12 protein-coding genes are annotated in these 24799 nt (G+C 44.7%); 9 read left to right on the forward strand and 3 right to left on the reverse strand.

Translation table 11 applies throughout. The features are described from left to right. From HFD85_RS07445 to HFD85_RS07485, 9 genes are read left to right on the forward strand one after another with little or no spacing between them, the layout of a single operon-like run. The gene (locus HFD85_RS07445) at positions 1 to 3261 is read left to right on the forward strand and encodes a glycoside hydrolase family 2 TIM barrel-domain containing protein (RefSeq protein ID WP_167607130.1); all 3261 of its coding nucleotides are present in this window, start codon (positions 1 to 3) and stop codon (positions 3259 to 3261) included. 7 nt (positions 3262 to 3268) lie between these two features. Further along, complete coding sequence (locus tag HFD85_RS07450; protein ID WP_167607133.1) at positions 3269 to 6682, forward strand: glycosyl hydrolase; 3414 nt, start codon at positions 3269 to 3271, stop codon at positions 6680 to 6682. Between the two features lie 36 nt (positions 6683 to 6718). After that, a complete protein-coding gene (locus HFD85_RS07455; protein ID WP_206081907.1) occupies positions 6719 to 8167 on the forward strand; it encodes a sialate O-acetylesterase in 1449 nt (482 codons plus the stop codon). Positions 8168 to 8181: 14 nt separating this feature from the next. Further along, positions 8182 to 10497: a DUF5703 domain-containing protein gene (locus HFD85_RS07460; RefSeq protein WP_167607136.1), complete on the forward strand. Its 2316-nt coding sequence runs from the start codon at positions 8182 to 8184 to the stop codon at positions 10495 to 10497. Between the two features lies 1 nt (position 10498). Next, a complete protein-coding gene (locus HFD85_RS07465; protein WP_167607139.1) occupies positions 10499 to 11740 on the forward strand; it encodes a ribulose-bisphosphate carboxylase large subunit family protein in 1242 nt (413 codons plus the stop codon). Positions 11741 to 11746: 6 nt separating this feature from the next. Continuing rightward, positions 11747 to 13138: a four-carbon acid sugar kinase family protein gene (locus HFD85_RS07470; protein ID WP_167607143.1), complete on the forward strand. Its 1392-nt coding sequence runs from the start codon at positions 11747 to 11749 to the stop codon at positions 13136 to 13138. A 5-nt stretch (positions 13139 to 13143) separates the two neighbouring features. Next, a complete protein-coding gene (locus HFD85_RS07475) occupies positions 13144 to 13806 on the forward strand; it encodes an aspartate/glutamate racemase family protein (protein WP_167607146.1) in 663 nt (220 codons plus the stop codon). Continuing rightward, complete coding sequence (locus tag HFD85_RS07480) at positions 13806 to 15101, forward strand: bile acid:sodium symporter family protein (protein ID WP_167607149.1); 1296 nt, start codon at positions 13806 to 13808, stop codon at positions 15099 to 15101. The genes HFD85_RS07475 and HFD85_RS07480 overlap by 1 nt, the downstream gene beginning before the upstream one ends. After that, positions 15098 to 17893 carry a family 78 glycoside hydrolase catalytic domain gene (locus HFD85_RS07485; protein ID WP_167607152.1) on the forward strand — a complete coding sequence of 932 codons (2796 nt, stop codon included), beginning with the start codon at positions 15098 to 15100 and terminating at the stop codon, positions 17891 to 17893. The genes HFD85_RS07480 and HFD85_RS07485 overlap by 4 nt, the downstream gene beginning before the upstream one ends. A 251-nt stretch (positions 17894 to 18144) precedes the next feature. Here HFD85_RS07485 and HFD85_RS07490 read toward each other — a convergent pair whose 3' ends face one another. Genes HFD85_RS07490 through HFD85_RS07500 form a run of 3 tightly spaced genes read right to left on the reverse strand, consistent with a single transcriptional unit; the run spans position 18145 to position 24796 of the window. Further along, on the reverse strand, positions 18145 to 20865 hold the full coding sequence (locus HFD85_RS07490) for a chitobiase/beta-hexosaminidase C-terminal domain-containing protein (protein WP_167607154.1): 2721 nt from the start codon (positions 20863 to 20865) through the stop codon (positions 18145 to 18147). 8 nt (positions 20866 to 20873) lie between these two features. Next, positions 20874 to 23609 (reverse strand): chitobiase/beta-hexosaminidase C-terminal domain-containing protein, encoded by a 2736-nt coding sequence (locus tag HFD85_RS07495; protein WP_167607156.1) that lies wholly within the window; start codon positions 23607 to 23609, stop codon positions 20874 to 20876. A gap of 8 nt (positions 23610 to 23617) precedes the next feature. Continuing rightward, entirely contained in the window at positions 23618 to 24796 is a 1179-nt protein-coding gene (locus tag HFD85_RS07500) for a glycoside hydrolase family 88/105 protein (RefSeq protein WP_167607158.1), read from the reverse strand. Positions 24797 to 24799: the final 3 nt, after the last annotated feature.

Genomic DNA, 24799 nt, shown 5'->3' on the forward strand with positions numbered 1-24799 from the left:
ATGAAACAATCAATTGTATATATTTTATTGCTGATCATCGCTTTTCGAGGTAATGCGCAAACAGTAACCGGTGAACCGGCTGGTATTCCGCCTGCACCTTCGGTTTATACTTCCGAGCCCTGGGAAGATCCACTGGTAACTTCCATTAACCGCGATGCTCCGCGAACAACGGCGTATTCTTTCCCATCCGAAAAGGAGGCGCTCACATATAACCGAAACCGTTCAAGAATGCTCTTGCTGAATGGTGAATGGGATTTCCATTTTGCGATAAATCCCGGAGAAGCTCCGGTCGATTTTTACCTTAGTCGCGTTTCGGGGTGGGATAAGATCGAAGTTCCTTCCTGTTGGGAGATGAAAGGCTACGACAAACCCATTTATAAAAGTGCGGTTTATCCCTTCCGACCGGTAAATCCGCCGTGGGTACCGCGCGATTACAATCCGGTGGGTTCGTACCAAATCACTTTTTCGGTTCCTGCCAACTGGGAAAATATGAACATTACCCTTCATTTTGGTGGGGTGCGTTCAGCCTATAAAGTTTGGGTGAACGGAAAATTTTTAGGTTATGCCGAAGACAGTGCTTTGCCTTCAGAATTCAATGTTACACCTTATTTGAAAGATGGTGAAAATATTTTGTCGGTTCAGGTGATCCGCTGGAGCGATGCTTCGTATTTGGAAGATCAGGACCACTGGCGGATGAGCGGCATTTACCGGGATGTGATGTTGCTGGCCGAACCGAAATTACGAATTGCTGATTTTCATGTGCAAACTAAACTCGACAAGAATTACAAAGATGCCACGCTGAGCATTCGTCCAAGGATGGAAAACCTGACCGGCGACACTGTAAAAGGCTATGTTCTGAAAGCACAGCTTTACGACGAAAATGAAGTGGCGGTTTTAAGCGAACCATTGAAAATTGATGTTCAGAAAGTTCTGGATGAAAGTTATCCGCGGCTAGATAATGTGAAATTTGGTTTGTTGGAAACGACTGTCAAAAATCCCAAAAAATGGAGCGACGAAACCCCAAATCTGTACAAGCTTTTGCTGACACTGGAAGATAAGGATGGAAATATTCAGGAAGTAAAAACTGCAAGAATCGGTTTTCGCAGCATCGAATTTTCGAAAACGAATAGCAAGTTGCTTATCAACGGAAAGGAAACGTATTTGTATGGCGTCAATCGTCACGATCACGATCCGATAAAAGGGAAAACCTTATCGCGTGAAGATATTGAAAACGATGTCAAACAAATCAAACAGTTCAACTTTAACTGTATCCGAACAGCCCATTATCCGAACGATCCGTATTTCTACGATCTGTGCGACAAATACGGTATTTTGGTGATGGACGAGGCCAATCTCGAAACCCACGGACTAGGTGGCAAACTGAGTAACGACCCGATGTGGACGCACGCGCATATGGAACGCATGACACGAATGGGTTACCGCGATAAAAACCATCCTTCGGTAATTATCTGGAGTTTGGGTAACGAAGCAGGCCGTGGTCCCAACCATGCTGCCATGGCCGGATGGACACACGATTTCGATATCACCCGACCAATACATTATGAGCCTGCACAGGGTAATCCACATGTGGAAGGTTATAAAGATCTTTCGCATTTACCAAACGTAGGACGTCTCGGTAATCCGATCGACGAATTTTATGTGGACATGGTTAGCCGTTTTTATCCTACGATTCCATACATCACAGAACTGTTGGCGCAACCCGGCGACAATCGACCTGTGATTTTTGTGGAATACGCGCACTCGATGGGAAATTCAACGGGGAACATGAAAGATTTCTGGGATTTGTTTCGATCGACACCACGGTTGATTGGTGGTTGTATCTGGGATTACAAAGATCAGGGCCTGCTAAAAACTGACGCGCTCGGTAATGAATTTTATGCTTATGGCGGCGACTTTGGCGAAACACTTCACGATGGTAATTTCTGCATAAACGGAATTGCTGCTGCCGACAGACGCCCCAAAGCGGCCATGTACGAATGCAAGCGCGTTTATCAGCCTGTATGGTGCGAACTTGTTTCCGGTACTACAATAAAAGTTGAGAACCGGCACGCAGTGTTGTCGCTCGATGAATACGACATTGTGTTAACCGTCCTTGAAAATGGTTTTGAGATCGACAAAATTTCGCTGCCCGACATGGATCTGGCCGCTGGTGAAGGCACAACAATTGATCTTTCGGCTTATCTACCAGAAGTGAAAGCCGGCAACGAGTACCTGGCCACCATTCATTTTCTGTTGAAGAATGACAAAACCTGGGCCGACAAAGGTTTTGAGGTGGCTTCTAATCAGTTTGCTTTGACGGGACTTGCACAACCAGGCGAAAAGACAAAGAAAGATGCTGACCTGCGTTTAACAGGCGATGAGGAGCACATTCAGGTGATGGGCGATGACTTTGAAGTCGTTTTCAGCAAAAAGGACGGAGCACTGGTGTCATATCTAAATAAGAGACAAGAGCAGATATTCGCACCCTTGTTACCCCATTTTTCTCGTCCGCTTACTGATAATGATGAACGAGGCTGGAAGCCACAAAAGAAACTGAAAGTGTGGTACGAAGCACAACCTGTCATGATTGAAATGGAAACTTCGAAACCGCAGTCTGACGAAGTGAAAATTACCAGCACTTATCGGATCGTTGATGGGCTGGCAAAAGTGATTGTTGATTATACGGTACGTGGATCGGGTGTGATAAAAATAGACTACAAATTGCAGGCCGATAAGACGCTTCCTAATATCCCAAAAATTGGAATGACAATGGGCATTAAAAACGATTACAGAGACATTACCTGGTACGGTCGTGGTCCTTTGGAAAATTACCTTGACCGCCGTTGGGGATTTGATGCTGGCGTTTACATATTGCCAATCGACCAGTTTAACGAACCTTACATTATGCCGCAGGAAACCGGGAATCACACCGATGTGCGTTGGATGTACCTGGCAGATCCTGAAAATGATGGATTACTCGTTGTGGCCGACAGTCTGTTGAATATGAATGCATGGCCATGGACCGAGGACGAAATCAACAAGGCAAAACATACCAACGAATTAAGCGAAAGTGGATTTATAACTCTGAATATCGATCTCATTCAGATGGGTATAGGTGGTAATTCATCGTGGTCGGATGATGCACAACCGATGGAAAAGTATCAGGTTCCTGCAGGAAATTATTCGTACTCTTTCTTTATTCTGCCTGGAAAATTTGATCTGAAACAATTGAAAAAAGTGCCGCAAACCATAAAGTTCTAACCAAAGCATGAGGACCATAATTCCATATCTTTTTTTGTTTCTGATTCTTATCTTCAGTGGCTGTAAAAACGGACATCAAAGTCCGGAAGAATTTCAACCTTTAGGGAAGGTAGATGATGCCAAACCCTGGGTGTACTGGTTTCTGACAGACGCAAGCATTTCAAAAAAAGGAATCACTAGAGATTTGGAGGCGATGAAAGAAAACGGGATCGGTGGAGCCTTTCTATTTACCATTCGCGGAGCAGCCGAGCCTTCGTTGTACGAGCCGGTTGCCGTGCAGCTAACGCCTGAGTGGTGGGATATGATGAAGTTTGCGGTAAGCGAGGCCAACCGCTTGGGAGTAAAGCTTGGAATTCACGCCTGCGACGGATTTACAGCTGCCGGCGGTCCGTGGATCGCGCCCGAACTTTCGATGCAAAAAGTGGTATGGGCCGATACGATCGTGGTTGGAGGGCAACATTTTGAGGGGCAGCTTCCACAACCTGAGAGAATGGAAAATTATTACGAGGATATTGCCACATTTGCCTATCCTGCTCCGGCAGGAAGTGGTGTTTCATCCTATAAACTAAAACCCACAATTACAACGAGTATTCCCGGTAAAGACGCTTCTTTTTTAGCTAAAAAAGGAAATACCGAAAACTTTTCGAGTCGGGAAAAATGCTGGATACAGTATCAATTCGACGAGCCTTTTGCCTGTCGTTCGATTACCCTGCAGTCGGGCTGGAATAACTACCAGGCCAATCGCCTGATCGTAGAAACAAGTAATGACGGTTCAAATTTCACGCGTCACGGCCGACTGGAAGCATACCGTCATGGTTGGGACGATCGTGGTGTTACAGTTACACACTTGATTGAACCCGTTGACGCAAAATATTTTCGTTTTGTTTTCGATCCCGAGGGAACTGAGCCGGGTGCTGAAGATTTGGATGATGCCAAGTGGCGACCGCGTCTAAGGATTTCAGGCATTGAATTATCGGGTGAAGCAAAGATTCACCAGTACGAAGGGAAGTCAGGGGCAGTTTGGCGCATCAGTAAGTCAACTAATGAGGATTATTTGCAGGAATCGGTTTGTATTGATCCTGAAGAAATGATTGATATAAGTTACAAACTCGGAACGGATGGAAAACTGTCGTGGGATGTTCCCGAAGGCCGGTGGGTGATTCTTCGCATGGGGCACACTTCAACTGGAGCAACCAATTACATTGGCGGAGGTGGTGTTGGCCTGGAAGCCGACAAATTAAATCCGGAAGCGGTGAAAGTACAGTTCGAAAACTGGTTCGATTCCATATACAATCACATGGGGGATTTGGCCGAAAGTACGATTGAAGAATTGTATAACGACAGCTGGGAATGCGGTAGCCAGAACTGGTCGCCGGTTTTGCTCAACGAGTTTAAACAACGTCGTGGATATGATTTAGGTCCGTACCTGCCTGCATTGGCCGGAGTTCCTCTGAGAAATACACATTTTTCGGAACAGGTTTTACACGATGTGCGCACAACAATTGCCGAAGTACTCGTGGACAATTACCACGGAACCATGAAAAAGCTGGCACACGAAAAAGGTGTTCTTTACAGTTCCGAAAGTGTGGCTCCGGTTTTTGTAAGCGATGGGATGTTGCATTTTAAAAATACAGATGCACCAACCGGCGAGTTCTGGTTTCGCAGCCCCTCGCACGATAAACCCAACGATATTTTAGATGCCGTTTCAGGTGCCCATATTTATGGCAAGAAACTGGTGCGTGCTGAGGCCGGAACTGAAATCCGCCTCGATTGGGACGAGCATCCCGAAATGCTAAAAACGCTTTTCGACCGTAATTTTGCGATAGGCGTCAATAAAATGATCTTTCATGTTTTTGTACACGATCCCTGGACCGATCAGTTGCCCGGAAAAACACTTGGAGTGGTGGGAACTTTTTTTCAGCCCAACCAAACCTGGTGGAAGCCCGGTAAAACATGGATTAATTACATTGAAAATTGTCAAACTCAATTGCAGCAAGGAATTCCAGTTGCTGATATTGCCGTTTTTACCGGTGAAGAAATTCCCCGGCGGGCTGTTTTACCCGACCGACTGGTGCCTGTTCTTCCCGGAATATTTGGTAAAGAGAAAGTACGCGCGGAACAGCAGCGGCTTGAAAATGTTGGTCAGCCTTACCGCCAGTTGCCTAAAGGTGTAACTACTTTAGAAAATCTGGCCGATCCTGTCGACTGGGTAGATCCTCTAAATGGATATTCGTATGATTCCTTTAATAAGGATGCCTTGTTAAATCTGGCTTCGGTACAAGATGGAAAGATCGTATTGCCGGGCGGAGCAAGTTATTCTTTGTTTGTGGTTCCCGGCGAACGCCGGATGAATCCTAACGGAGGAATGAGCCTTGATGTTGTTCAAAAACTTTTCAGTTTGGTTAAGGACGGAGCCATGATTTATTTCCAGGAAAAGCCTGCCAAGTTCTTAGGCGCTGAAGAAGATGAGTTGGTTTTTGAAAAAGTAACAAACGAATTATTCGCGGAGGAAAATAGTACAACGATTTCGGAAAACCTGCGTAGTCATAAAATTGGAAAAGGGCAGGTTCTGATAGGTAAATTCGATTTGCCGTCGTTTGCTCCCCTGGATATTGAAAAAGACTTTTTCGCGCTTGAAAACAAGAAACCGGCAGAAAAACTGGCATGGATTCATCGCACTGATGGTGAAAAAGAGATTTATTTTATCGCCAATCAAAAAAACGAACGACGTGATGTTGAGCTCTCCTTCAGAGTTGATGGAAAGGTTCCGGAGTTTTATTTTCCTGTCAGTGGAGAAACAAGATCCTGCAAAGACCGCCGCATCGAAAACGGCAGAACAATAATTCCATTTCAGTTTGAAAGTAATGAATCAGTTTTTGTGCTTTTTGAAGAAGGGATTGTTGATTCTGAAGTAACGGGAGCGAAAAATAATCCGGAGTTTGTACAACAGCTAATACTGGATATCGATTGGCTGGTTGAATTCGATAAAGCACTGGGAGGGCCGGAAAGTCCGGTGGCACTTCAGCAACTAAGCGACTGGAGCAAAAATAAAGACGAAAAAATAAAGTATTATTCAGGCACGGCTGTTTACCGGAAATCGTTTGAGTGGAGCGGTAACATTGAAAATGCCTTCCTCGATGTGGGAGAAGTATACAATCTGGCTGAAGTAACGATTAATGGAATAAACTGCGGCGTTGCATGGACGGCACCTTATCGTGTGGATATTTCAAAAGCAATTAAAGAAGGTACCAACCAACTCGAAATTGCCGTAACAAATACCTGGGCAAACCGCTTGATAGGCGATCATGAGCTGCCGGAAGAAGACCGAATTACATGGACAACCTGCGCGTATCGTTTGGAAGGAAATGAATTGTTGCCGGCCGGTATGATGGGGCCGGTGAGAATCCTTGTAGAAAAATAGAAGTAAAACGAAACATACCTGAAAAAGGAGAATAGAATGAAAGTAATGAATACGGAATTAAAAAGAACAAGTGTAGCGTTTATGCTACTTGTTTTTTTGATGAGTGGATTAACTGCAAATGCCAAAGTAAAACTTCCGGCGCTTTTTGCCGACCACATGGTGTTGCAACAACAGACTAAAGTTGCTGTGTGGGGATGGAGTGAGGCAAGAGCTACGGTTGAAGTAAGTGGTTCGTGGAACAACGAAAGTGTAAGTACAAAAGCCGATAAAGACGGGAAATGGAAACTGATGCTTCAAACACCTGAAGCAGGCGGACCTTATCAATTGTCAGTTAGCGATGGAGAAGTCATAACATTAGAAAATGTAATGATCGGCGAAGTATGGATTTGTTCCGGGCAGTCGAATATGGAAATGCCTATGAAGGGTTTTCAGGGGCAACCCGTAAAAGGATCAAATATGGACATCTTGAAGTCTGAAGATCATACTATCCGGATGATCACTGTTCCCCGTAATGCGCAAACCACACCGCAGGATAATTTTGAAGCAAAATGGAAAGAGGCGGATGCGGCGGCGGTACGAAATTTCAGCGCCACCGGTTATTATTTTGGCAAATTATTGAATGAGATGCTCGATGTTCCAATTGGTTTGATCGAGGTGAGTTGGGGCGGTTCCTGTATTCAGGCCTGGATGAGCAAAGAAACTTCTACGGCTTTCGAAGACAAGGAAATTCCGGCACCCGGCGATTCCATATTGGTTGAAAACCGGACTCCGACCGTACTATTTAACGGCATGCTGAATCCGGTTATCGCTTATGGAATAAAAGGTTGTATCTGGTACCAAGGCGAAACCAATTACCAGGAACCCGATCGTTACCTGGAGTTGTTTCCGAAAATGGTGAAAGAGTGGCGAAATTTATGGGGCATCGGAGACTTCCCGTTTTATTACGCCCAGATAGCACCTTTCGATTATTCGGTTTTTACTCCCGATGAACCGCTTGAAAAATACAACTCAGCTTTTTTACGTGAAGCGCAGTTAAAGGCTATGGACATCATTCCAAATAGCGGCATGGCAGTGTTGATGGATGTTGGTGAAGAAACTAATATTCACCCGATGCGGAAAAAAGAAGGAGGCGAACGATTGGCGCTCTGGGCTCTTGCAAAAACTTACGGATTTCGCGATTTTAGCTATCAAAGTCCTGGCTATTACGCGATTGAAATTAAAGGAAGCCAGGTAATCGTGTCGTTTAAAAATGTAGCGAACGGATTAACCACTTTTGGAAAAGAACTAATGGGATTTGAGATTGCAGGCGAAAACAAGGTATTTTATCCTGCCACTGCTTTTCTGCGCTCCAAATCAGTGATTTTATCTTCTCCGCGAGTTGAAAAACCGGTGGCTGTGCGCTACTGCTTTAAGGATTATGCTTTCGGAAACTTGTTTGCAACCGACGGTTTGCCGGTTTCATCATTTCGTTCGGATGATTGGTAATTTTAATGAATTGCATGAAAAATATTCTGTACATATTATTTCTGATTATTCCCGCAGTCTCGGCTGGACAAACCTTATTACCTGAAAATTACAATGTGGTTTGGAACAGTCAGAGTACCAACTCATCGGAATCGATGCCATGTGGTGGTGGCGATATAGGCCTGAATGTTTGGGTGGAAAACGGAGATCTGCTCTTCTACATGGCACGGAGCGGCACTTTCGATGAGAACAATACCATGCCAAAGCTGGGGCGGGTGCGCATTCAGTGCGATCCCAATCCCTTTGTTGGAGCAACTTTCCGGCAAGAACTTCAGCTCGAAAAAGGAAGTGTACTGATTTCAGCCGAAAAAGAGGGAACTAAAACTCAGTTCGAAATTTGGGTCGATGTTTTTAATCCGATTATTCATGTTGAGGTGGAAAGCGATAAGGCTATCGATTTTCAAGCTTCATACGAAAGCTGGCGGTATGAAGACCGCAAGCTCCGCAAATTTGAAAGTTTTCAGAATTCCTACAAATGGGCACTATCCGAAGGCCTGCTTACAAGAAAGGATGAAATCTATTTTGACGGGGACGCAGTACTGTTTTATCACCGAAACCAAGGAGAAACAATTTTTGATGCCACGGTAAATCAGCAAAAACTAAATTCCGTTAAAGACAGCCTTTTTAATCCGCTTGAAAAACTCACTTTTGGTGGATTGATGTGGGGCGAGAATCTTGTTCAGGGTGAAACATCCGAAGGAAAATACCAGCAAACAGCATTTAAAAGCTGGAGGCTGAAAAGTAAAAAAGCAGCTAAGAAATACCATCTGAAAATTGCCTTAAATACAGGACAATTCGATGGTGTGGATGAATGGAAAGCTGAATTGGAAAATCGTATTCAGAAAGAGAATAAGCAAAAAAGTACACGAAAGTTGACGTTGGACTGGTGGCGGGATTACTGGCAACGAAGTTTTGTTTTAATTCAACCTGAAAATACTGATTACAGCAATCCTTCCTGGCAAGCAGGGCGCAATTATCAGTTGTTTCGTTACATGCTGGGTTGCAATGCTTACGGGAAATATCCCACAAAGTTCAACGGAGGATTGTTCACGGTTGATCCAATTTTCACCAACGATGAACGGCCTTTTACTCCAGATTTCAGGAATTGGGGTGGCGGTACTTTTACTGCACAGAATCAGCGCCTAATATATTTCCCAATGTTGGCATCAGGCGATTTCGACATGATGAAACCACAACTGGACTTTTACCTGAGGATTTTAAGAAATGCTGAGCTGCGAAGCCGGTGTTACTGGGATCATGATGGTGCTTGTTTTACCGAGCAGATTGAAAATTTTGGCCTGCCAAATCCCAGTGAATACGGCTGGAAACGACCAGAAAATTACGACCCTGGAATGATGTACAACGCCTGGCTCGAATACCAGTGGGATACTTCGCTTGAAATTTGCTGGATGGTTTTGCAATTAAACAAATACCAGAGGGCAGATATTTCTGACTACTTGCCATTGATTGAAAGTTGCCTGACCTTTTTCGATGAGCATTACCAATATCTGGCGAAACAACGGGGCACAAAAGCTCTCGATGAGAACGGAGATTTGATATTGTACCCGGGATCGGCCTGCGAAACCTACAAAATGGCTTACAATGCCACTTCAACAGTTGTTGCGTTGTATAAGGTTACCGAAGGACTTCTTCAACTAGCGGAATACTATCCTCAGGAAATTGATAGCGAGAAATGGCAAGCTTTCCTGGAAAGAATTCCGCCATTTGCTTTTCGTCAGTTTGGAGATAAGGTAACCATTGCACCGGCAAAATTATGGGAGCGCATAAATAATACGGAGGCGCCGCAACTGTACCCCGTTTATCCCTGGGGGATTTATGGAGTTGGAAAGCCGGGTTTGGACATTGCACAAAACACCTACCTCTACGATCAGGATATCATCAAATTCCAGGATCACCAAAGCTGGAAGCAGTACAATATTTTTGCTGCCCGGCTCGGATTGACAGAAGAAGCTGTAAAATATACTTTGCTGAAAATGAAGGATTCCGGCCGTCGTTTTCCGGCATTCTGGGGACCAGGTTTCGACTGGGTGCCTGACCATAATTGGGGTGGATCGGGAATGATCGGAGTTCAGGAGATGTTACTGCAAACCAACGGCGATAAAATTTACCTTTTCCCGGCCTGGCCGAAAGAATGGAATGTGCATTTTAAATTGCATGCTCCCGGAAATACAAGTGTTGAAGCAGAATTGAAAGATGGTATGGTAAATATTATTGATGTTCAGCCTGAAACACGGAAAACAGATATTGAAATCCTATTGAAACAAAATTAGCATGGAACGAATTATTGCGACATATTTGATTGAAACGCCACATGATGTGGAAAAAGCTGCTGCGGTGCTGGCCGGCGAACAGTCGAGCGGAACTTTTGTGGCTGTTCCCGGCGAAACCGATGAACTAAAATCGCGGTTTGCTGCGCGAGTAGAAGAGATTAAAATTCTGGGAGATGTTACTGAACCAAGCATGCCCGGCGATGATCTGGGATTTAAAACCTATCATCGGGCAAAAGTAAAAGTGTCGTGGTCGCTCGAGAATTTTGGCTACAATATTCCGGCATTGGTCTCCACGGTTCAGGGAAATTTATACGAATTGCGCCAGTTTACAGGTTTGAAATTGGATGACCTGGAACTGCCTGCTTCTTATGCAAAACATTTTCGGGGACCCACTTATGGCATGCGCGGAACTAAAGAGTTGGCGGGAGTGGGATCGGAACGACCAATGATAGGAACCATCATAAAACCCAGCGTTGGACTGACTCCCGAATATACAGCCGACCTGGTAAAAACATTGGTAGAAGCCGGAATTGACTTTGTGAAAGACGATGAGCTGATGACTTCAACGGTCAACTCGCCTTTTGAAGTTCGGCTCGAAAAAATAATGAAATTAATAAATACCTATGCCGACAAAACCGGTAAAAAAGTGATGTATGCTTTTAACATTACTGGCGATCTTGATACCATGAAAACCAACTACGAGAAGATCGTAAAAGCCGGGGGAACCTCTGCCATGCTTAGCATTAACAGTGTTGGTTGGACCGGGGTAAAAGAAGTTTGCAGTTGGGGGGAGTTATCCATTCATGGTCACCGAAACGGATGGGGAATGATCAACCGCCACCCTTTGCTGGGAATCAATTTTCCGGCATACAATAAATTATGGCGATTAGCCGGAGTGGATCAGATGCATGTAAACGGCATTCAAAATAAATTTTGGGAATCAGACGATTCGGTGGTACGATCAATAAAATCCTGTCACAAGCCCTTTTTAAACAATGAAGCTGTTTTGCCGGTGGTTTCATCGGGGCAGTGGGGCGGACAGGCCTTTGAAACCTGGCAACGAACAAAAACCACCGATTTATTGTACATGGCCGGTGGTGGAATAATGGCACATCCTTCGGGACCTGCAGGCGGAGTGAAAGCCCTGCACCAGGCCTGGCAGGCTGCAGTTGATGGACTTTCGCTGGAACAAGCCGCGAAAAAGTTCAAGGAGTTTGGCGAATCAGTGGAAAAATTTGGGTAGTGAATAATGGCAGAGAATAACAAGATACAACTGGCTTTTTACGGCGACGATTTTACGGGATCGACTGATGCGCTGGAGTTTTTGACCCGGGCCGGACTTAGGACGGTTTTGTTTTTGGATAATCCAAGTTCGGAACAAATAGAACGTTTCGGAAATCCTGCAGCGATTGGTGTTGCGGGAATGACCCGCGCTATGATTCCATTTGAAATGAAACAAGCGCTTGCAAAGGCTTTTACCGAATTGAAAAAGTTAAATCCGCGCCACGTTCATTACAAAGTGTGTTCAACTTTCGATTCATCGCCGGAAATTGGCAACATTGGAATGGCCATCGAAACCGGTCAGGAAATATTCAAAAATGATTTCACGCCGGTGTTGGTAGCGGCACCTCACCTGGGGCGTTATTCGGCCTTTGGAAATCTGTTTGCAAGAATGGGAATTGGTAGCCAGGGAAAGATTTTCCGCCTCGACCGGCATCCTTCAATGTGTGCACACCCTGTAACGCCGGCCACTGAAAGTGATTTGCAGGTTCATTTAGGGCGCCAAACGCAGCTTCCTATCGGATTGATTGATCTTGTAGATTTGCAAAGCCCGGTCGAGGAAATTCAGCAAAAAATTGAGCAAGAGCTTTCAACCGGCAAGCGAATTCTTTTTTTCGATGGTATATACGAATCACAAATGGCCAAAATCGGAGAAGTGCTCGACCGGCAGGTATTTGAAGAGCGGCCACTTTTTTCGGTAGGATCATCGGGAATTGAAAAAGCCCTGGGTGATTATTGGGCTGAAGAAAATCGCTGTCAGCCGCGACAAACCTGGGATGAATTAGTAGTAAGCAGTCCGCTGATGGTGCTTTCGGGGAGTGTTTCTCCGGTAACAGCAGAGCAGATTAACCGCGCAGTGGAACATGGATTTGAGGAAATTGCGGTTGATGCGATGAGCCTGGATGTGGATGATCCTGAATCGTTTATTAATGGATATCAGCAAAAAATCGTTTCGTGCTTTAAAAATGGGAAAAGTGTTATTTTGCACACTTCAAAAGGCCCTGATGATGTGCGTGTTAAGCAAATAAGTGAGCTGCTTAAAAGAAAAGGCTGGGACGAACAAAACCGACGCATTGAAACTGCCAAACGCTTTGGAAAAATCCTTGGGCAATCTGCACGGAGAGCTTTGGAAGAGTTTCCGGTGAAACGCATGGTTATTGCCGGAGGCGATACATCGGGTTATGTGGCGCGTGAACTGGGCATTGAAGCCGTGGAAATGATCGCACCTGTATTTCCGGGAGCGCCGGTGTGCAGGGCTTTTGCAAGTGCCTCGCCGGTTGATGGTTTGGAAGTGAATCTGAAAGGCGGACAGGTTGGAGATGCGAATTATTTTATAAAGATTAAAAACGGGAAAATTTAAATACTATGACTAAAACATTGGGATTGATACATACTTCGGCGACACTGGTTCCCGTATTTCAGGAACTGACAGATAAATACTTAGCCGGGAAAGACATCAAGGTTTTTAATATTGCAGATGATAGTCTGATCAAAAATACAATCGAACGTGGAAAACTCACACCCGATACTTCACGCAGGGTAGTGGGGCATGTTGCCTCCGCCGAAGAAGCAGGGGCCGATTATATTTTGGTTACCTGCTCTTCCATCGGACCTGCAGTGGAAATGGCTGCAAACCTTGTGAAAATACCAGTTTTGCGGGTCGATCAACCCATGGCCGACAAAGCCGTGCAGATGGGTAAAAAGATTGGCGTGGTAGCAACCTTGTCAACAACTTTGGAACCTACAAGCGATTTGGTGCGTCGTCGTGCGATTGTTGCAGGAAAAGACATTGAGCTGACTTCAAAACTTTGCGAAGGTGCATTCGATGCGCTCATGGGAGGGAAACCGGAGATTCACGACGAAAAGGTGGCTGCTGCATTAAAAGAATTGTCGCAGGAAGTGGATGTGATCCTGTTAGCACAGGCATCGATGGCACGTGTTGTTGATCAGCTTTCGGAAGAAGATAAAAAAGTTCCTATCATTACCAGCCCCGAATTGGCGGTTCAATACCTTGCGGAGGTGCTGTAATGAAACAAAAGCTTCAAAGACTTGCGCTTTGGATCGGACTGACGGCACTTGCACTGTTGCTGTTTTCGCTGGTGCTCAAATATCATCAGGCGTCACAGGTACTGGCAGTGATAGCTTCCGTAGGAATTGCGTTTGGTTTGGCATCGGTTCATTCATTCCGTTCCTACCAGTACACAGCCTGGATTATTGTAGCTATTGTTTGTGGCATGATCTATCCCTCAGCCTTTCTTCACTGGGGCAACTTCGATCTCCGCAATAAATGGATGATCATGTTCATCGTGCAGCTGGTAATGTTCGGTATGGGAACACAAATGAGTTTTCGCGATTTTACCCACATCAAAACTATGGGCAAAGGCGTTTTTGTCGGAATTTTGAGTCAGTTTACCATTATGCCGATTGTGGGATTTACGCTCACAAAAATATTCAATTTTGAACCTGAAATTGCCGCCGGAATTATCCTGATCGGCTCCTGTTCAAGCGGACTGGCATCGAATGTGATGGTTTACCTGGCAAGAGCAAATCTTACTTTGTCGGTGACCTTGACTTCTGTAGCCACTTTACTGGCGCCGGTTATGACGCCGTTCTGGATGAAGGTTCTGGCCGGAACCTATGTGGAGGTGAAATTCTGGGCTATGTTTGTGCAGATCATCGAGATTGTTATTGTTCCCATAGGTGCTGCCATGTTATACGACGTTTTCAAATCGGGTTCAAAAAAATGGATAAACAGGATCAATCTTGTCCTGGTCGTTTCAGTTTTGTGGTTGATGGCATTGATTTTTGGATTCTGGCCAGTACTTGAAACGCGTTTTGGAAACACCGGGATGAAGGTTTTTGAATTGGTATCTTTTTTTGCAGGAGCCTTTATTGTCGGGAAATTGTATTACTTGGCAACCCGGTACTGGGGAAAGATCAAAGATTTTATGCCCAAACTTTCAATGTTTGGCATCGTATATTTTACGGTGGTTACAACAGCAGCCAGCCGCGAGAATATCCTTTCCATTGGTTTGCTGATGTTGCTGGCATCGATCATGCACAATTCACTGGGTTATACTTTTGGCTACGGAATCAGTCGTTTGCTGGGACTCGATAAAAATTCGTGCCGAACTGTGGCGCTTGAAGTCGGTCTGCAAAACGGAGGAATGGCATCGGGGCTGGCTGGGGTGATGGGCAAACTGGCAACCCTTGGACTGGCAGCTGCGGTTTTCAGCCCCTGGATGAATATTTCAGGATCTGTACTAGGAAATTACTGGCGGAAGAAATCCGAACGATTTGAGAAAATTAATAGTCAAGAATGATGAAAAACGCTGTTTTAATCCATAGTGTTGTTTTGATATTTGTTCTGCTTTCCTGCCGGAGCAATGCTGATTTTCAAGTTACTGAAGCCAGTGTTAATAATGCTATCGTAGCTACAGGAGTTGATCCTTCGTCATTCTTTTTTAGCTGGAAGCTGGCTTCTTCAGAAAAAAAAGTAGTACAAACCGCTTATCAGATTCAGGTATCTGAACAAAACAACTTTGCCAATCAGGTTTGGGATTCAGGGAAGATCCGAAGCGAGAAAAGTATTTTGGTCGATTATGCAGGAATGGAACTTCACCCCGGACAAACGTATTTTTGGCGGGTAAAAACCTGGGATAATTACGGAAATGAAACTTCGTGGAGCATGATAAAAACCTTTACTACCGGAATTTTTGCAAAAAGTGATTGGAGCGGAGCACAATGGATTGCTTACGATAAACTGCCGGAAGAAAAGAGGATAGTTCCCGGTATTCACCTTCCCGGGAAATCATGGAGAGGGAAAGATCAGGGATCGCATAAACTGCCGCTTTTGCGCAAGGAATTCGAAGTGAAGGAAGGACTGAAACAGGCGTTGGTTTTTGTTTCGGGAATGGGACATTACGAAATGCATTTGAATGGCGAAAAGGTGGGCGATCGCTTTCTTTCGCCCGGCTGGACCAATTACGATGAAACCATTTTGTACAATACCTTCGATTGTACCGACCTGCTAAAGACTGGTAAAAATGCGGTTGGAATACTGCTTGGGAACGGCTTTTTCATTATTCCCAACGAGCGCTACCGGAAAACCATGACAGCCTATGGAAATCCCATGATGATCATGAAACTGAAGTTGGTTTACGAGGATGGCAGTGAGGCAGAAATCGTTTCCGACGAAAGCTGGAGAACCGTTCCGGGCCCGATAACATTTTCGAGTATTTTTGGCGGCGAGAATTACGATGCCCGGCTTGAACAAGCAGGTTGGGACCAACCGGAATTTGATGAGGTGAACTGGCAGAAAGCGATTGTTGTGGAGCCGACAACTGATGAATTGCATCCCGAAACCGATTACCCGGTGAAACTCACACAGGAACTGAAGCCACAAAAGATCACCAAAATTGAGAACTCCAATAACTCCTGGCTGTATGATTTCGGTCAAAATGCATCGGGAATTTTTGAATTAACAGTCAAAGGAAATGCAGGAGACACAGTGGTTCTAACCCCGGCAGAACTGATTTTTGAAGACGGTAAAGTCAATCAGCGTGCTACCGGAAGGCCACACTATTACACCTATGTTTTGAAAGGAGATGGCGAAGAAGCCTGGCGTCCGCGATTCTCGTTTTACGGCTTGCGTTACATACAGGTTGATGGTGCTGTGCCTGCCTCTGAAAATGGGGAATCCAATGTGCCGGAGATTGTCAGCCTGAAAATGTTACATAATCGAAACGCTTCACCAGAAACGGGCAGTTTTCATACCTCGTTCGAGCTTTTTAATCAAATTTATACGCTTATAAAATGGGCTATAGAAAGTAACTTCCAAAGTGTGTTGACCGATTGTCCGCACCGCGAAAAGCTGGGCTGGTTGGAACAGAGTTTCCTTATGGGCGGCAGCGTTCACTATAATTTTGATATCTACCATCTTTATTGCAAGATTGTAGACGATATGATTGAGGCACAAACAGCGAACGGGCTGGTTCCGACCATTGCGCCTGAATATGTGCTTTTCGATTTTGCCAATGGCGATTTTCGCGATTCACCCGAATGGGGAAGTGCAGCGGTGATCCTTCCCTGGCTAATCTGCAAATGGTACGGCGATTTGGAGCCGATGAAAAAAGCCTGGCCAATGATGGAACGCTATGTGGCATACCTGGAAAGTCGGTCTGAAAATCATATTCTTGATCATGGTTTGGGCGATTGGTACGATCTTGGGCCCGAACGTCCCGGTTTTCCGCAACTCACCCCGCGAGCACTTACCGCAACTGCCATTTATTTCTACGATGTAAAACTGATGTCGGAAATGGCTGCTTTAATTGGAAAGCAGGATGAAGTAAAGCATTTAACTGACCTGGCTTCCGAAATAAAAAACGCATTCAACGCTACTTTTTTCAATCCGGAAACAAAGATCTATTCCACCGGAAGCCAAACGGCTATTGCCATGCCTTTGGTAGTGGGCCTGGTAAATGAAAATGATCACGATGCAGTGGTGAAGACGCTCGTTGAATCGATACAAAACTCGGGAAAAGCGCTAACTGCAGGAGATATCGGTTTAAATTACCTGGTAAAAGCTTTGCAAAATAACGGACTAGGTGAACTGCTTTTTGAAATGAATGCCCGCGACGATGTTCCGGGATATGGTTTTCAACTGAAAAAAGGAGCTACAGCGCTTACCGAATCGTGGCCCGCGCTGGAGGTGGTTTCGAACAACCACTTAATGTTGGGGCACTTAATGGAATGGTTTTACAATGGCTTGGGAGGAATCGGTCAGACCGAAGAATCAGTGGCATATAAAGAAGTTAAGATCGAACCACAAGTAGTTGGCGGTATCGCCAAAACCAGTGCAAGTTTTGAGTCGCCTTACGGGACGATACGCTCCGTATGGCAGGATGCTGAAGCTACATTTGAACTCGATATTGAGATTCCGGTGAATACCACCGCAATTATCGTGTTACCGGCCAAGAATACGGATCAGGTTTTTGAAAGCGGAAAGTCATTATCTGACAAACCAGGTATTGAATTCATCAATCAGACTGATGGCGAAATTTTGCTTCGTACGGGTTCCGGACAATATTCTTTTGAGGTCGTAAAGAACAGATAATTGCCTTATCTCAAGTACATGGTACTCGTTTCGTCGCTTGTATTACCTTGCCGTCGATGTAGTCAATTGGATCGAATGCCATTTCTACTATAATTACTTTGCAACTTATAAAAACTATTGGCACGCCATCAGGTCTGATTTTTACCTTATTAAGAAATTGGAAGAGGGAAAAAGAAAAACAAATAAAAAAGGATGGCATCCGTTTCCGAATTGTCTCGACGGATGCCATCCCTTTGCCCAAATAATACAACTTATTTCTTCCGGATCATTTTTCCGGTCAGCACTTCTTCGTTGGCTTTAATCCTGTAAATAAACATTCCAGTCACGTCGGATTGCGGGCTCCAGTTAACGCTGTATTCACCTTCAAACTGATATCCTGAATACAATTTGTCTATCCAGTGCCCGTCGATTGTATACACGTCGATCTCCACTTCGCTGCTTTTGGGAAGCGAATAGGCGATGGTAGTGGAGCGGTTGAAAGGATTTGGATAGTTGGTAGCAGCAAGTCCTGTTTCCTGCTCGATCAATTCCGGTAATCCGGTTACAAAATCGTAGGTGGCTGTGGTTACAGCCGACCACTCGTTGCCTGACTTGGTGCGTGCTGTAATGGTTACACTTGACGATAGCGGCAGTGATCCGGTGTACAATGCTGCAGAAGCTGATGTTGCAGAAGTAATCTGCTCACGTGGATCGCTGCCATCGGTTGTGTAATAGATTTCGCCCATATCCGCGCCCATGTTCAGGTTGATTGCCGAGGGCCATTCTCCCCCTGCATGACTGAAAACCGGTGCATCCAGACTGTTCAGATAACCTTTATCTTTTAGCTGCTGTATTACGATATCCGTTCTCACCGGGAAATAATTACTAAGCAGTTCCTCTTTTCGAGGCAGCCAGTTGTCGTTTTTTGTGTACAGTTGATTGGCAATGTTGCAATCGCCCCAACGTGCCGATTCGCCAATAATTGGCATATCAATTTCATCAGCCAGCCTGTTGTAACGTTCAGCAACTGCTGATGGAGTCAATGCTCCGCCTTCATCCTGCATATGCCGTTTTACCCGGTCGGCAAAAAGCACTTTGAAATCTTTGTTGCCCATAAGGAACTGAATAAACCACGCCGGATTTTTGGCATCCATTTCTTCACGTACAATGTTTACTTCCGGATCGGTCATGCTGGTTTCGGCATCCCAGCATAAAAACCGGAACCCTTCTTCGTTTGAATTGCGGTTACGCATCATCACCCAGTTATTTTTGTTCCAGTCCTTATTGCCGATGTAGTAATTTAGCAACATGTAATCGATGTAGTTTTCTACTTCCAGCAGATTCTGATAGGAAGCATTCACGCTACCATCCGCATTTTTACCTTGAATTTTCTGATAATTCGAATTATCAGACAAAGCAGAGGTCATCTGACTGACCAGCGCATTAAATGCCGTAATCGTTCCTGAAGAAACTTCCTGTTTTTCTTTGATAATATCAAAGTCTTCTTCCTTTCCTTTCAGGTACTCTTCGGCAAAGTCGTTGGTATATTCTTCGGCAACGTTGTACAATCCCCAGTATAGTCCATTAATGTAGAGGTGAGCAAAGCGCTCGTGTCCCGAAAGGTTTCCCATTTCAAGCTGGGTGGTTTTTGTCCAGGGATCCTGTAAATACTGGGCTTTCTCGCGGCCTTCTATATGACTGCTGTAGAACGTGCTCATTAGTGCCCAGGAATAATTGTAACCGGCACGCAGTACCAGCGAGTTAAATTCGTTGGTGGCATCTTCTTCATCGAATAAATTAAAATTGAGTTTGGAAGGGCCGTACGAAGAACTGAATTTAAATTCGAAACCGTGCTTCAGACTGTTTGAAGGATTTCGGCTGTTGCCACCGTGCAGTTTTAAGCGACAATTTAGCTGGAATTCTTTGCCTGTTTTGGGGTCGTAATATTCAACCGATGTTGGACGAACCCAGTCTTTTCCGGTTGCGTTTGGTTTTCCGGTGTAAATATAAATACCGCCGGTGGTGGCATTATTAGCACTCGAAAATAAATAGTCCTTGGTGGTAACAATGCTTATTGATGGAATTGATGTGAGCGCTTCTTCCATTTGATTTTTGTAGTCCGTTCCTTCGCACACTTCCGGATCCATTTCATAATCAGGTTTGATGCTTGTTGAAGAAATGTCCATTTTCCAGTCGGCAGGATAGCCTTCAGGAAGCACCGGCTGCTTGAGTATATCTTCGATAAACCAGTAGGTGTTTGTTACAATCTCGCTGCTTTCGTCAGAATCGTTGATGACTACCGCACTTAGCGGTGTTGTTTTTTCGACATGAATTGGTGTGGAATACAACGTTCCCGTGGTTTTGTTAGGCCTTGTACCATCAAGGGTGTAATAGATCGATCCACTTACCGGGGAGGATAATGCTACATCGACTGGTGTGGTATAAAAACCTCTTTTTACGCTGAAGCTCGGTGAAAAAGGTAAACTACTCGGTACATTTTCGGCCCCGGGTGTCGGCGTCGAAAAAAAGACATATTGATTTTGGTAAAGCCCGTATGAAACATCGTTGCGTTGAGCCGGGAACATCGGACTATAGGAAAAAGAAATTGAGCTGTCCGGTTCGCAGATGGCGAGGAATTCGCCCGAACCCGAAAGCTTGAAATTGGTATGCAGGTTATTGGCCGGATCATTCCGTTTTTTTTCCGAAGCAAAAATCACCAGGTATTCATTCCTTTTTAAAACAACAGATGGAATTTTCCACTTCATGAGGTTATCAGCTTTGTCGGTCAGGAACCAGCCTTCGAGATTAATATCAGTTTCGCCGGGGTTATACAATTCAATCCAGTCGGAATAGTCGCCATCTTCATCCGCAAGCGTCATTGAATTGATGGCCATGAATTCAGAAATAATTACTTTCCCGCTTTGGGCAAAAAGGTGAGTGGTGTTCAGAATAAGGACAAGAAGAATTGCATATTTCAATACGTTTATTTTCATTATAGCTTTTAGTTTCTGATTATTTTTCCGAAGTAATAGCGGTTTTCATATCTGATTTTACAAATAAAAACTCCTCTTTCGTGCGGTGGAGGTGTCCAGTTTAAGGTAGTTGCACCCTGAGGTACAGATCCTTGAAAGATAGTTTCAACCAATCGGCCATCAATAGTGTATGCATCCAGCTGAATTTCTCCCTCATGGGGCAGATTCAACTTTATAGTTGCTGAAACCGAAAAAGGATTCGGATAAATGTTAAAATCTATTCCAACAATATTTTCTAAATCGTTTGTGGCGGTAACCTTATCGAAATTGTATGTAGCTTCTGTAATTGGCGACCACTCGTTGCCCGATTTCGCTCTCGCTTTTACCGTTACGTTTGAAGCAAGGTAAACATTGGCGGAGAACAGGTTTGCTGAAGATCCAACGTTTGAGGAAATTTGTTCCCGTGGATCAGAACCATCCGTGGTAAAATAAATGTCACCATAGTTACTTGACATTGCCAGATTTATAGCCGCCGTTTTTTCTCCGCCTTCCTCGCTAAAAATCGGCGCTTCAATGTTCGGGAACAAACCAATATCTCGAAATTGCTGAACAACGATATCGGTTCGGTAAGGGAAATAATTGTTTAGCAAAAATTCTTTTTGTATCAGCCAATGCTTGTTTCTGGTGTACAAAATTCGCTCGTTGTCAGAAGGAAATACATCTTTTCTGTAATCTCCCCAACGCGCAGTTTCAGCAATAATAGCCAAATCAATTTCATCGGCAAGTTTTGTGTATCTTTCAATACACGCTTCGGGAGTTAAAGGACCACCGTTAAAAAAGTTCTTTTGCAGATGATCGGCAAACAACACCCGAAAATCTTCATTTCCTTGCATGAGATGATAAAACCAGCTCGGATTTTCCTCGTTGTTTTCGTCTACAATATTTGTATTCAAATTAGTTAATGAGGTTTCAGAATCCCAGGCAAAAAAACGAAATCCGACATTGTTGGTCACTCTGTTTCGGGCAGCAATCCAATTATTGTGGTCCCAGTCGACGTTTCCAATATACATATTGAATTGCATGTAACCAATCAGGTTTTCAACGTCGAGCAAGTTGTCGTAGCTTGAATTTATGCTTCCATCAGGATTTCTACCTTGTACTTTTTGGTAGTTGGTATTACTCGCCAAACCGGCTTTTGCCTGGTTGTAAAGCTTCGTCCACGAAGTCCAAAAACCATCTACCACATTTCCATGGTCACTTATCACATCGTAATCATCTTCATTCCCGCCTAAGTACGACTCCATAAAATCGTTGGTTATTTTATCCGAAATATTATACAAGCCCCAATACAAACCATTGATGTACAGGTGAACAAACTTCTGGTGGGCAGAAACCTGGCCAATGGCCCGTTGTGTGTCTTTTGCAAAAGGATCGCGAAGAAATTGTGCATTTTTGCGCGAATTTGGCACATTGGTCATGTACGAATAATTGTATCCGGCACGAAGAACCAGCGCATTGAACTCGTCGCTTGCCGTTTCGTCATCAAAAAGTTGATAGTTTAGTTTCGAAGGACCATAAATGCTTCTGAAGGACAAGCGAAAGGAATGTTTAGCGCTGTTGTCGGGTATTCTACTGTTTCCGCCATGTAGCCGCAAACCGCAATTTACCTGAAACTGCTTTTGTGTGGCGGGGTCGTAATATTCAACCGAAGCCGGTCGCTCCCAGTCTTTACCGGCAAATCCCTGCCCGGTATTGCCAGTGTAAATATAAATTCCACCTGTTTCCTGGTCCAGCTCGTGCGAAAATAAGTACCCGGGATTTGTAACAACAGAAAGACTAGGAATGGCTGTTAGCGCATCATCCATCAAATCTTTGTAGTTGGTACTCTTGCAAATTTCAGGATCCATTTCGTAATCGGCTGGGGCATTTTCGGACTTGAATTTTAAGGGCCCCCAGGTTGCGGGATATCCATCGGGGTTATTGGGTTGCTTCACAATATCGTCAATAAAAAGATAGGTGTGGGAAACGATTTGACTGGCTACTCCAGTTTCGCTAATAGCCACGGCACTTAATGGGGTAGTAGTAGAAATGGGCACTGGTCCTGTGTACAATGTTCCGCTGCCGGCATCTGGCCGTATGCCGTTGGTCGTATAGTAAATTTTTGCATTCCCCACTATTGAAAGTGAGACCGAAAAAGGTGAATTGTAAAATCCTCGAGTGTGGCTAAATTGTGGTTCCCGGACCAAATCGCCTAATTCATTTTGGATACCTGGAGTGGGATGATCAAAAAATACGCTTTGCCCCTGGAAAAGCCCATAAGAAATATCCTGTTGTTGAGGTGGAAATTGCTGGCCATAAGAATGCGAAATTGTGGTTCCGTCAGCTTCAACCAAAGCCAGAAATTCGCCTGAAGCGGAAAGTTTGAAGTTAGTATGTAACGCGCTGTTTGGATCGTTACGTTTTTTTTCAGAGGCAAAAACCACTAAGTATTCGCCGGCACCAAGAGTAATGGATGGAAAATCCCATTTCGGAAGGTTATCTGCTTTATCGGTCAGGTACCAGTTTTTCAGATTTATTGCTTCATCACCCGGATTGTAAAGTTCGATCCAGTCCGAAAAGTCCCCGTCTTCATCGGCGAGGGTAGCCGAGTTGCTTGCCATGAATTCATTGATCAAAACTTTCCTGCTTTCAGCAAAAAGATTTATAGCAACAAGAAGCATAAGACTAGTCAGCAATCCTTTACTGAACAAGAAGTTGTAATTCATTTCCTGATCTATTGGTTGAGTTCGATGGCTGCAAGTATAAAGGGAGCAACACCTTTGCAATCGTTTTTAACAATTTTTTCGCCGATGTAATAGTCGTACGAACCGTCGCGGTATGGATTTCCGCCCAGTCCGCAGCTTCCGCAAATATTGATCATGCTGGGCAGTCCGTCTTTATCGGTTATAATGAAAGTTTTTACCATATCGTCGAAAGCACTGTTTGCCACATCGAGGTACGATTTATCGAGGTAGCCTTTTTTTGCTCCTTTGGCAAAAGCATAAATGTACATCGCCGTTCCCGATCCTTCAGGGTAATTGCCTTCATCTCCTGCCCGGTCGAGCACCTGGTACCAGACACCTGTTTTCGGATCGCGCACTTTTATTAAAGCATCGCAGGTTTCTTGCAGAATGTTAATTAATTCGTTTCGTTGTGGGTGATCTTCAGGCAGGTAGTCCAGCACATCAACGATGGCCATTACATACCAACCCATTGCACGGCTCCAAAAGTGTGGCGATTGACCGGTTTCAGGATCGGCCCATTTTTGCTCTTTACTTTCGTCCCAGGCATGGTACAACAGCCCGGTTTCCGGATCACGTGTTTTTTCGTAAACCAGCTCTATATCGTGTGTCACTACATCAAACCACTGCGGTTGCTTGTATTCTTTGGCGTACTCTGCCAGAAAGGGAAGACCCATGTATACACCGTCGAGCCAAATCTGCCAGGGGTAAACCTGTTTGTGCCAGTAACCACCCGAGTGAGTTTTCGGGTGTTTTTCCAACTGCTCAACGAACTGCGGAATGGCCTTTTTGTAACGCTGATCGTCGGACCGTTGTGCCAGGGTGAGCAGGTTTGTCGCCGGGCGAATCAGGTCGATATTGTATTTTCCCATATCGTATCGTTCGATGTTGCCACTACTGTCGACCAGCATGTCGATGGAGGTTTTCAGGTAGGCTGAATATTTGGGATCAATTTCGCCAAGCATGTCGATGGCACCTCCTAAAAAGAACACATCGTACGACCAGCCTGCCCGCGTGCGGCCATTGTAAAATGCGAGTGTATCGTAGCGTTGCATCACTGCATCTGCCATTTTTACGCTCCACTTTTCCGGAGCCGGTTTTTGTGCCGGTTTACATGAAAAGAGTAGTACGATAAGACTTGCTATAACTATTAAGTTGACTTTTTTTATCATGAT

The organism is Maribellus sediminis (assembly GCF_011799805.1).
Taxonomy (GTDB): domain Bacteria; phylum Bacteroidota; class Bacteroidia; order Bacteroidales; family Prolixibacteraceae; genus Draconibacterium; species Draconibacterium sediminis_A.